Raw genomic sequence first — 12968 nt, 5'->3', positions numbered from 1 at the left:
TCTCTAAATTTTTATTTTTGTGGTAATAAAGATACGTTTGGCTTGCTCGCTATACGATCACCACGACAATACAAAGATTTTCATAAAAAAATCAGTGGTCAATCATCTCATTCAATATTTTTTTATTATGCATTCACAACAATTAACTGTTCTAATAAATCAATATGCGCCGGCGCGTCATTCAATGCCGGGATATACTCGAATTTTTCCCCGCCCGCTTTTAGAAATATCTCACGGTTCTGTTGCTTGATCTCTTCTAAGGTTTCCAAACAATCGGCTGCAAAACCTGGGCATATGACTTGGATATGTTTCACGCCCTGAACGGGTAATTTTTTTAATGTTTTATCCGTATAAGGTGTTAACCAAGGCTGACAGCCAAAGCGTGACTGATACGTCATGATCATCTTATTTTCTGGCAACGCCAAAGCAGTATGCAGCGCACGGTAGGTGTCTTCGCAGCGCTTAGGATAATCATCACCCAGTTTTGCATAACGTTTAGGAATACCATGAAATGAAACAATTAACCTATCCGGCTGACCCTGCTTTTTAAATGAGCGCTCAACACTTTGTTTTAATGCATCAATATAGGCTGGATGCTCGGCATAGTCGCGGATAAAATGAATGGATGGCAAGCAGCGGTATCTTTTTAAAATATCCGCTACGGCATCCCAAACGGCTGCACTGGTCGAAGCGGAATATTGTGGATAAAGGGGTAAGATAATGAGCTTAGTCAGGTTTTGTGATAACAGTTTTTTAATCGCCTTAGCTAAACAGGGTGAACCGTAACTCATGCCTAACTCAACAGAGACATCTGGCAGGCGGCGTGCCGCTAAGGCTTTTTGTTGGCGCTGACTATAAACTAACAACGGCGACCCTTCTTCCATCCAGATGGATTGATAAAGTTTAGCAAGACGGGATGCACGAAACGGCAGGATCACTGCATGCAATAACGGCCACCACAATAAAGGCGAGGTCTCGATGACTCTGCGATCACTGAGAAATTGTGCCAGGTAATTTTTGACAGCAGGAGAAGTAGGCGCATCAGGCGTACCTAAATTAACCATTAGTACACCAACTTTATTGTGCATTATGCCTAATTCCTTTGCTATTCATTATACAACACATGGCTTACCAAGCCACCCAATCAGACCACAAGCTAAACAGAGCGGGCATGATAACTATCATTTTTACTTACGACAACCTTTATTTGTGGCAACTTTTACCGATTGTAATCTTTACTTACATTTGCTCAAAACAGATAAAAAATCATCGCATGATTCACCAAGGATAGTGGCTAATTCGGCGCTGATTTCACTGACTTCGCGATTACCATCGAGTTTAAAATAGTGCGTGTTACCTTCATTCGCTTCTTGACGATAATAGGAAAGCAAGGGTTCAGTTTGCTGGTGATATTCAATCAGACGTTTACGTACTGTCTCCTCTTGGTCATCTTTACGAATACTGAGTTGCTCACCAGTGATGTCATCTCTGTCTTTAATTTTAGGTGGGTTAAATTTTATATGATAAATACGACCCGAGGCGGCATGAACACGGCGGCCAGCGATGCGTTCGATGATGATTTTGTCAGGCACCGCAAATTCCAGTACATAATCTATCTTAATACCCGCGGCTTTCATGGCATCTGCCTGAGGAAGAGTTCGAGGAAACCCGTCAAGCAGAAAACCATCACGGCAATCATCTTGCTTGATGCGTTCTTCAACCAATGCGATAACTAATTTGTCAGTGACGAGTTTGCCTTCGTCCATGATTTTTTTTGCTTGTAGACCCAACTCAGAAGCCGTCCTAACGGCAGCTCGCAACATGTCACCGGTGGAAATTTGTGCGATGCCGTATTCCTTCATGATGAATTGAGCTTGAGTGCCTTTACCAGCGCCCGGAGCGCCCAGCAGAATGATACGCATTGCGTAAATTCCCTTAATTATGTAGTTTTGTATAGTAGACTTCTTGCAAAACCACAGCGAGTACTGTGAAGTCAAGGCGCCTAGAGCGCAGTAACTGCACGGTACATGCGAGAACATGAAGATTGCGAACAACCACGTAACACAGAATTTGCAGTACAGGGTAGATTTTGCAAGAAGTCTATTGTTTTATATGTGCATGCAACTATAGCATCGCATAGGGGCGTGGCTCAAGGCAGTAAAGCAATGGGATCCGTGCTAGACGAGATTTTTAGAACATGCCATTTGGATTTTTCAGCGAACTAAATGGATAAAAATGAATAGTAGGTTTTGTAAGAAATCTGTTGTTTTTTCGTTTTTTGACGAAGAAGCCGTGGGAGACTTATAAATGGCAACCACGGCTTTTGCTAGGGGGGCAATTAAGAAAAATTACGCGCTCAATAGTAGCTTATTCATGCGGTTCATAAATTGGCTAGGATTGTCTAACGTACCTCGTTCAGTCAGTAACGCCTGCTCAAAAAATAGCTCGACCCACTCTGCAAATTGACTCTCATCCTCAGTTTTAGCAACACGTTTAACTAATTCATGCTCTGGATTTAGCTCGAGAATATATTTTACTTCCGGCGCTTTTTGGCCCGCAGCAGTAAATAATTTCGCCATCTGAGTGCCCATTTCATTGCTATCCGTGGTGACGATAGCCGGCGTCCCTGTTAAACGATGTGTTAATCGTACATCTTTTACCCTGTCGCCTAACAGTGTTTTTACTCTTTCGATACAAGGCGCCAACGCCTTTTCTGCTGCTTGTTGTTCAGGGGTTTCTTCATCAGCCAGCTTTTTTAACGAATCGTCAACCTGACTCACTGATTGGAATGCTTTACCTTCAAATTCAGTTAGATGGCTCATCATCCATTCATCGATACGATCGGATAATAGTAGCACTTCAACCCCTTTCTTGCGGAATAATTCCAGGTGTGGACTGCTATTCGCCGCGGTGTAGCTATCAGCAGTGATAAAGTAAATTTTATCCTGCTCCGCTGTCATTCGTCCTTTATAATCCTCCAGAGAAATGGTTTGTTCTGAGCTGTCATTATGTGTTGAAGCAAAGCGTAATAGTTTAGTCATGCTTTCTTTATTAGCATGATCTTCGGCTGGTCCCTCTTTTAAGACCAGACCAAATTGTTGCCAGAACTGCTGATATTTTTCGCTGTCTTTTTCGGCCAGATCTGTCAACATTTTCAACACACGTTTTGTTAATGCGCTCCGCAAATTTTGAGTAATTTTGGTATCTTGCAAAAGTTCGCGTGATACATTGAGCGGTAGATCATTCGAATCAACTAAACCACGAGTAAAGCGCAGATAGTTAGGCAGGAACTGTTCTGCTTCGTCCATAATGAATACCCGCTGCACATAAAGCTTTAACCCGTGTTTGTGTTCACGGTTCCACAAATCCCAAGGTGCTTGTTTAGGGATATACAGTAAGCTGGTATAGTCTTGCTTACCTTCCACACGGTTGTGGCTCCAAACTAATGGATCGTTAAAATCGTGAGAGATATGCTTGTAAAATTCTTTGTGCTCCTCGTCCTTAATTTCACTTTTACTACGGAGCCATAGTGCCTTGGCTTTGTTAATCGGTTCCCAGGTGACCGTTTCCTCTGTTTCATTAGGCACTGGAGGATCTTGAGCGGTATCATCACTCGCTTCAGCGTCGACAACAGATTCGTTATCTGCATCTACGTTTTCATCTTTTTTGGTTTCTACCGCGGGTTCTACTTTTGTTTTATTTTCGATTTCTACCGGTAACTCGATATGGTCGGAATACTTTTTGATGACTGAGCGTATTTTCCAGTTGTCGAGATATTCATCTTCACCTTCACGTAGATGCAGTGTAATTTCAGTACCGCGATCTTCTTTGGGGATGGTGGCGATAGTATAATCACCCTCTCCGGCAGATTCCCAAAATACGCCGGCATCGGTTGGCTCACCAGCAGCACGGGTACGAACAGTGACTTTATCTGCTACGATAAAAGCAGAATAAAAGCCAACGCCAAATTGACCAATTAACTGACTGTCTTTGGCTTGATCTGACCCCAGAGACGCAAGGAAATTTTTGGTGCCCGATTTAGCAATGGTTCCCAAATTATCAATCACTTCATCATAACTCATACCAATGCCGTTATCGCTTAGGGTCAACGTGCGTTTTTCTTTATCAACCGAGACACGAACTCGCAATACAGCATCGCCGGCATAGAGTTCAGGCATCGAAAGTGCACGAAAACGCAGTTTATCAGCGGCATCCGAAGCGTTTGAAATCAGTTCACGCAAAAATATTTCTTTATTGGAATAAAGCGAGTGGATCATCAAATGGAGCAATTGTTTGACTTCAGATTGAAATCCACGAGTTTCTTGATTTTTCATATTCATTAAATTACCTCAATCCAAGGCTGGTAAATAAAGCAGTGTCAACTAAATGGGGGTAACAATGAAGGGTTTCAAGTGAGAAAATCGAAAAATCAGCAAAAAGAGACGATGGTCAATGAATTATTCGCAAGTCAATCAATGAACGAGTCATCTATGACCATTAAGAACCTATCCAAATTTTCTTGAACGACCGCTCAGACAAGGAAAAAATGGGTGAAAAAGCACAGTTTACTCTTTGTATACAAAAGGAAATAAATGAGTATTTTGAGCACGTTTTTGACGAATGACTTGACCAAAATACGGCGAGCACAAGAGATTTCGAACAGGTTCTAAGAATGATGTCAGTATATTAGCCTCTGTCGCCCAATCAATGAATGCGATAAAGTGGTGCCATCAACCATTTCCAGTTCACCACCAACGGGTACACCATGAGCAATTCGGCTAGCTGGAACCCGATATTGCTGACAGATTCCACCGATATACCGTGCCGTGGCATCCCCTTCAACCGTAGGGTTTGTCGCCAGGATCACCTCACTGAAAGTCTCACTTGCCAGGCGACTTGCTAATAAATCCAAACCAATATCAGTGGGACCGATGCCATCCAACGGAGACAAACGCCCCATTAGCACAAAATAACGACCAGAAAATTGACCGGTTTGCTCGATAGCATGGACATCCGCTGGGCTTTCAACCACACAGATTTGACCATTTTTCTGTCGATACGGATTAACACAAACAGTACAACTCTTTTCCTCGGTAAAAGTACGGCAACTGACACAATGGCCAATGTTAGACATCGCCTGTGTCAGCGATTGCGCTAATCGCATACCACCACTACGATCCCGTTGTAATAAATGGAAAGCCATCCGTTGCGCTGATTTCAAGCCGACACCAGGTAAACAGCGTAATGCTTCCATCAAGGATCCAAGTAAAAGAGGGGTTGACATCAGAATGGTATCTGCATGCCTGGGGGTAATGGTATTTCGTTGACCACAGATGCCATTTTCTTTTTTTGTAGTGCCGTAAGACGCTTCACTGCATCGTTATACGCGGCTGCAGTCAATTCTTCTAACATTTGTTGACCATCATTCATCAGGCTGGGATCAATTTCAACTCGCTTACAATTGTAGGTTCCACTTAGAGTCACTTTTATTAAACCTGCTCCTGACTCACCGATTACTTCTAATTCGGCGAATGTTTCTTGCACTTTTTGCATACGGTCTTGCATTTTCTGGGCTTGTTCCAGGATATTTAACATAGTGATTTCTCGTCGTCAGGCCGCGGTGCTGTATCATGTATTGATCGCGGGAGTTAAAAGGGTACTTTGTAACATTAGCTGAATAATTAGATTGGTGTGATACTTTCTTCATCCAGATCAGCATCAAAAAAACGACGTAGCGTTTGGATGTTGTTATCCGCCACAATCGATTGACGCGCCTGCGCCAGTTTTTCTGCGTAAATGGCTTGGCGCCATTCTGACGGAGTGAGTTGTGCCGTATTATCATCTTCAACCACCTCGAGTTCAACCTGTTTACCGTACAAAGCGCTCAGCGCATCGGCTAAGGTTTTTTGTGTCGACAAGGAGTTCAAATGGCGTTGTGCAGAGCGTAAGTGGAGGCAAATATTCTCAGGCGCAATTTGTTGTTTAAACGTGTTTAGTGCTAGCTGCTGTACCATTTTAGGCATAGTTAGCTTATCTAGCTCCTTAGCCCAGGGATCGCGAATAATGGCTTCTTGCGTCAATTTTTCCATTAGTTCAGGGTTTTCTTTATTTTGTAATGCGTTACGTAAAGTTTGTAGTATCGTCACCGCTTTTACGGCAATCGGCTGCGTTTTCGCCTGCCAGTGATAAGCCTTTTTTGTATCTGTCCTGTTTTTTTCAACTGGTAGGCTTTTTTCAGCGGATGGTTTTTTCTTAGTCGATAGATCTTTTTTTTGCTGGAATAACTGTGTTTGTGCCTGCAACAACTGAACCGTGATAGTAGAGGGAGTAGATCGGGTTTCGTTGTTAGTGCTATCTATATCATTAATCGTAGAGCTAACAAGTGGTGGAGTAACAGTAATATTTTTTTGTGGCGTGTTCAACGGTCGCACCTGAGGTTCCGAGATAGGTGTTTGTGGATGAAATGCCAATGCACGCAGTAAAGTCATTTCTACCCCCATACGTCTATCTGGGGCATAAGACAGTTCTTTGCGCCCGATAAGTAGCGTTTGGTAGTAAAGCTGAATATCAGTTGGAGGCAGTATTTTTGCCAGTTCGTGTAAACGTTGTTCTGTTAGCGTATCCTGATCATTTAGCGGACTATCGAAGGGTGTAGGCAATAATTGCATCATAGCAATACGATGTAATAACGTTAACGCCTCAATAAGGAGGTTTTCCCAGTCGACACCCCGTGATGCCACTTGTTCTACCTGAGCCATTAATTGTACGCCATCAGCGCTAACCAGTGCTTCAATAATGGCTAATGGCTGTGCACCATCCAGCGTGCCAAGCATTTGGTTGACGGGAGCCGTAGTCACTTTGCCTTGTCCGATGGCAATGGCTTGATCGGTCAGGCTCAGTGCGTCGCGCATACTACCGTTCGCTGCTTTAGCTAATAACTGCAGAGCGTGAGGATCACTGATAATTCCTTCGGCCTGTAAGATTTTTTCCAACTGAGTACAGATTTGTTGCACATTTAACGCTTTCAGATGAAATTGCAGACAACGTGAAAGGACAGTGACCGGCAATTTTTGTGCATCAGTCGTGGCAAGAACAAATTTTACATGAGCGGGGGGCTCTTCTAGCGTTTTCAACAGTGCGTTGAAGCTGTGACGAGAGAGCATATGAACTTCATCGATCAGATAAACTTTAAAACGACCACGCGCCGGCACATATTGTACATTATCCAATAGTTCACGAGTGTCTTCCACTTTAGTACGTGAAGCGGCATCAATTTCGATCAAATCGACAAAACGTCCTTGCTCTATTTCCTGGCAATGAGTGCATTGTCCACAAGGAGTCGAGGTGATTGCTTGCTCACAGTTAAGCCCCTTCGCCAACAAGCGGGCAATCGACGTTTTTCCAACGCCACGCGTGCCCGATAAAAGGTAGGCGTGGTGAATACGCCCTAACGAAAGGCCATTAGCCAATGCCGTCAGCACGTGTTGCTGACCTACCACCGCATCAAAGGTTTGTGGGCGCCACTTACGGGCAAGAACCTGATAGCTCATTAATTCCAAAAAAGTCAGACAATCCGGTTCACCATGCTAACACAGCCTTAAGGTTAACGGCCTCTATATTAGCCACAAATTTTCAGTTTTTTAGAAAAAATTCTGAATACCTGGACGCAAAACCCTGAATCAATGACTCCGTAGAAGGTTTTAGCATTGTGATATATGATACTGCCTTTACTGATACTGAGGTTATGCACGGAGATTAATAATGAAACGAAAATTTCTCGGTCTATTGCTAGTTAGCGGTGCAGCGCCTTTTACCTTTTGCCTTGCTAGCCCTGATTTTACTTATCACCCTCCTGTGCCTGAGCACAGCCAACCTTCACCTGAATATTTGGAAAAAAGAAAACAGTTAGACGATCTTGAGGAATTACAGAAAAAAGCAGCAGCAGAAGAAGATGCCAAGAAAGAAGCTGCTAGAATAATGGAAGAAAAGATACAGGAAGAAAGACTGGAACGACAAGAAGCTCAAAGGGGAAAAAAGAACGGGATTATTACTCCTGTAAAGAGAAAGATGTATGTGGATACTATTATTAGCGAACACAATAGATTCCAAACAAGTTTTTGTGTATCGATACTTCAGCAGTTGTTAACTTAGCCTGAACTCATATTGCAATGGATACTGAATATGTCACAACTTCCTTTTTGGCAACAAAAAACTTTGGCTGAAATGTCAGACGAAGAGTGGGAATCGCTTTGCGATGGATGCGGTCAATGCTGTTTAAATAAACTTATCGATGCCAACACTGACGAAATTTACTTTACTAATGTGGCCTGTAATCAGCTTAATCTCAAAACTTGTCAGTGCCGTCACTATTCTCGTCGTTTTGAGTACGAAAAAAATTGCATTAAATTAACGCGTGAAAATTTGACAACACTCAACTGGCTTCCTCATACCTGTGCTTACCGTGCGCTCGCTGAAGGCCATGATTTGCCTCTGTGGCACCCGTTGTTAACAGGATCGAAAACCGCAATGCATGGTGAACGTATTTCGGTACGCAATATTGCCGTACATGAAAGTGAAGTATTTGACTGGGAAGATCATATTATTAATAAACTTGATAGAATCAGATAGTCATTAACTTTCATGATTTATGAGATTTTTTAACTATGTTGCTTTTACCTGAAAATTTTAAAGTGTCACTATAACAGTATCACTTAATATATCGATGGGGTACACCGCCAAATGCAGATCAGGTAGTAAACTATCACTGTAAATCTCTTAATGACACATAAATCATCTATATCTAATGAAATAGATATATTTTTTAATGAGAATGTGATTGTATTTTTATTGATAGATATATTTAACGATACGAATAAAAAATGGCACTTTTTCGGTGCCACTTCAGTTAAGATGATCAATAAAAATTAGCGTTTAAAAAGATAAGGTCTTTTCGGTTTTATCCATTGACTCATAAGAACCAATATACCGATCAACAGATAAGTAGAAAAAATCGCCAATAACCACTGCGGCATGCTAAACGACATAAATTGCCATTGTTGCAGTGAACAATCACCCTGGGCAACAAATATACTTGGCAACCATTTGTCTAGTGGCAACCATGTGGGGAAATCAACAAAAAAATCGCAGCGACTAAAGGGGGATGGAAATAATTGTTGCATGATATGTTGCCAGGTTAATTGAATACCTTTGCCAGCACTGTATAGCCACAAAAAAATAGCGACATAGCGTAGTGGTGAATTAGGAAAGAGAGCACCTATTAATGATGCAACAATAATTCCCAGTAACACACAACGTTCATAAATACACATCACACAGGGTTGCATCAACATGATGTGTTGGAAATAAAGCGCGATGAGTTCAAGAATTATCCCTGACAGACCGATTAAAAACCAGGCACTGCGCCCTTTAAAGCAACGATTGAAAAATTGCAACATATCTTTATATTCCATGCAATGAGCTATTTCTTCCTAGTGTAAACGAATTCATCCATAATTTGCAGGCTGGGTAACATCAGATATTCATAATCATCCTTGTATTACGATTACTGCATGCCAGGCGCTTTGACTTCACATAACGAACTACAGTTTCACAAGAAGTCTAATAATTAACAGACCTCTTTTGAAACCGTATTTTCATCTGGTATGATGAGTGTCATCAATTCGCCGATAAATATCGTTATGGAATGTTATAGCAGATGGTCATAAAAGCGCAAAGTCCTGCCGGTTTCGCTGAAGAATATCTCATTGAAAGTATTTGGAAAAAACGTTTTCCACCGGATTCATTTCTGCCAGCGGAGCGGGAACTTTCAGAGCTTATTGGTGTTACTCGCACCACGCTACGGGAGGTTTTGCAGCGTTTGGCGCGTGATGGTTGGTTAACCATCCGTCATGGTAAACCGACAAAAGTCAATAATTTTTGGGAAACATCGAGTTTAAATATTCTGGAAACGTTAGCAAGGTTGGATAACGATAGCACACCGCACTTGCTCGAGCACTTACTGACAGTACGCACTAACATCGCCTCTCTCTTCGTAGGTACCGCATTTTGCAAAAACCCAGATAAAGCGCAAGAAATTTTGGCAACGGCTGAAAACGTGGAAGATCACGCAGAAGCGTTTACTACACTAGACTGTAATATTTTCCGGGCGTTGGCCTTCGCTTCAGGTAACCCCATTTATGGTTTAATTCTAAATGGATTGAAAGGGCTTTATAGCAAGATGGGGCGTTATTATTTTTCGAATCCTGAAGCACGTAAACTGGCTACGAGTTTTTACTGTCGATTAGCAGCTTTATGTAAAGAAAAAAATCACGAACAAATCATAGATTGTCTACGAATTTACAATAAAAACAGCAGAGCTATTTGGCAGGATATGCAATGTCAGTAAAAAAAAAAGTCTGTTGTGCTTTTTCGCTCATGACGATCTAAACAGGTTCTAACATCATCTCTTATTTAAGGAAGTATCGTGCCACGTCCAATATCTGCCATTTTGAACCTTTCTGCTCTGAGTAACAATCTGAAGGTGGTACGACATTATGCGCCAAAGGCTAAAATATGGTCAGTAATAAAAGCCAATGCTTATGGACATGGTCTAGCTCGTGTTTGGCAAAGTTTGGCCACGACTGATGGTTTTGCCCTGTTAGATCTGAATGACGCTATTTTTCTGCGTGAACAAGGCTGGCAAAAGCCGATTTTATTGCTGGAGGGATTTTTTGAAGCATCGGATTTGCCGTTGTTGGATCGGTATCGTCTGACCACAACAGTGCATAACGCTTGGCAATTAGCCACGCTAAAAAAGGCAAAGTTGGAAACACCATTGGATATTTATTTGAAATTAAACAGTGGGATGAATCGCTTAGGCTTTTCCGGCGAAGCTATGTATAAAATTTGGCAAGAAGCGAAAGCGAGCAATAATATTAGCAAGATAACGCTGATGAGCCACTTTGCTAATGCTGATAACACCGTGGGTATACAAGATCAGTACACCTTTATCGAGGAAAGTTGTAAGGGTATTCTTGTTGAACGTAGTTTAGCAAATTCTGCTGCTATTTTATGGCATCCATCGACACATTATGATTGGGTACGCCCAGGGATTATTCTCTACGGTGCCTCACCCAACGGTCATGTTACCACTCTTAAGGATACAGGATTACGCCCTGTAATGAGCTTACATTCAAAGTTATTGGCTGTGCAGACCCTGGAAGCCGGTGCCGATGTTGGTTATGGTAACTGTTACCATACCAAAACTGCCATGCGTATTGGTATCGTGGCTTGCGGTTATGCCGATGGTTATCCTCGCCATGCGCCCCAGGGCACACCTATCATCGTCGATGGTATTTTAACCCATACTATAGGGGCGGTATCCATGGATATGTTAGCCGTAGACTTAACGCCTTGCCCTCAAGCAGGGATTAATAGCAAGGTAGAGTTATGGGGAGAAAATCTATCGATTGATGAGGTTGCGGCAGCGGCAAACACCATCGGCTATGAACTCATGTGTGCGTTAGCAGCAAGAGTCCCTGTCGTATCACATCTTGATTGATGAAAAAACCACCCGTAGGTGGTTTTCAAGTCAGATCGGAATAAAGATTCATTATTTGCTGATATAGGTAATGAGGTCTAGCACTTTATTCGAGTAACCGGTTTCATTATCGTACCAGGCAATCAGTTTTACAAAATTATCGTTCAGTGCAATACCGGCTTTGGCATCAAACACTGAAGTCAGCTGTTCTCCATTGAAATCACTGGAGACAACTTCATCGTCTGTATAGCCCAAGATTCCTTTTAGTCCATCTTTATCTTCATCTTCAGCGGCCGCTTTAATCGCTGCACAGATTTCTCTGTAAGTCGCAGATTTCGCTAAGCGTGCTGTGAGATCAACAACGGAAACGTTCGCTGTTGGCACGCGGAAAGCCATCCCTGTCAATTTTCCTTCCAGTTCAGGGATCACCTTGCCTACTGCCTTAGCGGCACCGGTGGAAGAAGGAATAATATTCTGTGATGCACCGCGTCCGCCACGCCAATCTTTGTGAGAGGGGCCGTCCACTGTTTTTTGTGTCGCAGTGGTTGCATGTACCGTCGTCATTAACGCTTCAACGATGCCAAATTTATCATTGATGATTTTTGCTAACGGAGCCAGGCAATTGGTGGTGCAAGAAGCATTGGAAACAATCTCCTGCCCAGCGTAAGTTTTATGATTAACCCCCATGACAAACATCGGTGTATCGTCTTTAGAGGGGCCAGTGAGCACCACTTTTTTGGCTCCCGCCGCGATATGCTTACGGGCGGTTTCATCGGTAAGAAACAGCCCTGTCGCTTCTGCTACAACACTAACATTAACTTCGTTCCATTTCAGGTTAGCAGGGTCTTTTTCAGCGGTAACACGGATAGTTTTACCATTAACGACCAAATCACCGTTTTTTACTTCTACAGTACCGTCAAAACGACCATGTGTAGAATCGTATTTCAGCATATAGGCCATGTAATCGGCATCCAACAAATCGTTAATCGCGACGATTTCGATGTTAGAACGTTGTTGAGCAGCACGGAAAACAATGCGACCGATACGACCAAACCCATTGATACCTACTTTGATAGTCATAATATTCCATCCGCTATGTCTTAATGAATACAAAAGTGGCGAGTAAAATTACAAAAACCTCAGCAAGCGTCAAGTGGAATCGTGTCAATACGCGTTATAAATTAAAATCAGACACAGGGAGTTATGAATTATGACGAATTTTTCGTTATCATGACGCCCTGTATTCCGGTGTTCACTTAGAACCTATTCTAAATCTTCTTAAGCGACACTCAGACAAGGAAAAAACGGGCGAAAAAACGCAGTTACTCTTTATACAACAAAAAGGAGGTAAATGAGTATTTTGAGCCTATTTTTGACGAATTACTTGACCAAAACACGGCGAGTATAAGAGATTTCGAATAGGTTCTAG

General features: G+C 42.4%; 12 protein-coding genes. 4 read left to right on the top strand and 8 right to left on the bottom strand.

The window, feature by feature from the left end; translation table 11 throughout:
- Positions 1–125: 125 nt before the first annotated feature.
- From hemH to dnaX, 6 genes are all read right to left on the bottom strand, one after another.
- Positions 126–1091, bottom strand: coding sequence for a ferrochelatase (gene hemH / locus CCS41_RS00855; RefSeq protein WP_072550384.1), 966 nt, complete (start codon positions 1089–1091; stop codon positions 126–128).
- Between the two features lie 144 nt (positions 1092–1235).
- Entirely contained in the window at positions 1236–1922 is a 687-nt protein-coding gene (gene adk, locus CCS41_RS00850; RefSeq protein ID WP_072550385.1) for an adenylate kinase, read from the bottom strand.
- 426 nt (positions 1923–2348) lie between these two features.
- Positions 2349–4334 (bottom strand): molecular chaperone HtpG, encoded by a 1986-nt coding sequence (gene htpG, locus CCS41_RS00845; protein ID WP_119797693.1) that lies wholly within the window; start codon positions 4332–4334, stop codon positions 2349–2351.
- A gap of 344 nt (positions 4335–4678) precedes the next feature.
- A complete protein-coding gene (gene recR / locus CCS41_RS00840; RefSeq protein ID WP_072550386.1) occupies positions 4679–5284 on the bottom strand; it encodes a recombination mediator RecR in 606 nt (201 codons plus the stop codon).
- Complete coding sequence (locus CCS41_RS00835) at positions 5284–5595, bottom strand: YbaB/EbfC family nucleoid-associated protein (RefSeq protein WP_072550387.1); 312 nt, start codon at positions 5593–5595, stop codon at positions 5284–5286. Before CCS41_RS00835 ends, recR begins: the two co-directional genes overlap by 1 nt.
- 86 nt (positions 5596–5681) lie before the next feature.
- Positions 5682–7550: a DNA polymerase III subunit gamma/tau gene (gene dnaX / locus CCS41_RS00830; protein ID WP_072550388.1), complete on the bottom strand. Its 1869-nt coding sequence runs from the start codon at positions 7548–7550 to the stop codon at positions 5682–5684.
- Positions 7551–7761: 211 nt separating this feature from the next.
- On the opposite strand from dnaX, the gene CCS41_RS00825 reads away from it, so the two are divergent.
- Positions 7762–8151: a hypothetical protein gene (locus CCS41_RS00825; protein ID WP_119797025.1), complete on the top strand. Its 390-nt coding sequence runs from the start codon at positions 7762–7764 to the stop codon at positions 8149–8151.
- A gap of 30 nt (positions 8152–8181) precedes the next feature.
- Positions 8182–8628, top strand: a complete 447-nt coding sequence (locus tag CCS41_RS00820) for a YcgN family cysteine cluster protein (protein WP_072550390.1) — start codon at positions 8182–8184, stop codon at positions 8626–8628.
- A gap of 296 nt (positions 8629–8924) precedes the next feature.
- Here CCS41_RS00820 and dsbB read toward each other — a convergent pair whose 3' ends face one another.
- Complete coding sequence (gene dsbB / locus CCS41_RS00815; protein ID WP_072550398.1) at positions 8925–9455, bottom strand: disulfide bond formation protein DsbB; 531 nt, start codon at positions 9453–9455, stop codon at positions 8925–8927.
- 260 nt (positions 9456–9715) lie between these two features.
- Between dsbB and fadR the strand changes: the two genes are divergently transcribed.
- Positions 9716–10405 (top strand): fatty acid metabolism transcriptional regulator FadR, encoded by a 690-nt coding sequence (fadR, locus tag CCS41_RS00810; RefSeq protein WP_072550391.1) that lies wholly within the window; start codon positions 9716–9718, stop codon positions 10403–10405.
- Between the two features lie 78 nt (positions 10406–10483).
- Positions 10484–11560, top strand: a complete 1077-nt coding sequence (gene dadX / locus CCS41_RS00805) for a catabolic alanine racemase DadX (protein ID WP_072550392.1) — start codon at positions 10484–10486, stop codon at positions 11558–11560.
- A 51-nt stretch (positions 11561–11611) separates the two neighbouring features.
- Here the strand turns inward: dadX and gapA are convergent, their stop codons facing one another.
- Positions 11612–12619 (bottom strand): glyceraldehyde-3-phosphate dehydrogenase, encoded by a 1008-nt coding sequence (gapA, locus tag CCS41_RS00800; protein ID WP_072550393.1) that lies wholly within the window; start codon positions 12617–12619, stop codon positions 11612–11614.
- Positions 12620–12968: the final 349 nt, after the last annotated feature.

It is taken from the genome of Candidatus Fukatsuia symbiotica (assembly GCF_003122425.1).
Taxonomy (GTDB): Bacteria; Pseudomonadota; Gammaproteobacteria; order Enterobacterales; family Enterobacteriaceae; genus Fukatsuia; species Fukatsuia symbiotica.
This window is presented reverse-complemented; position numbering and strand designations above follow the sequence as displayed.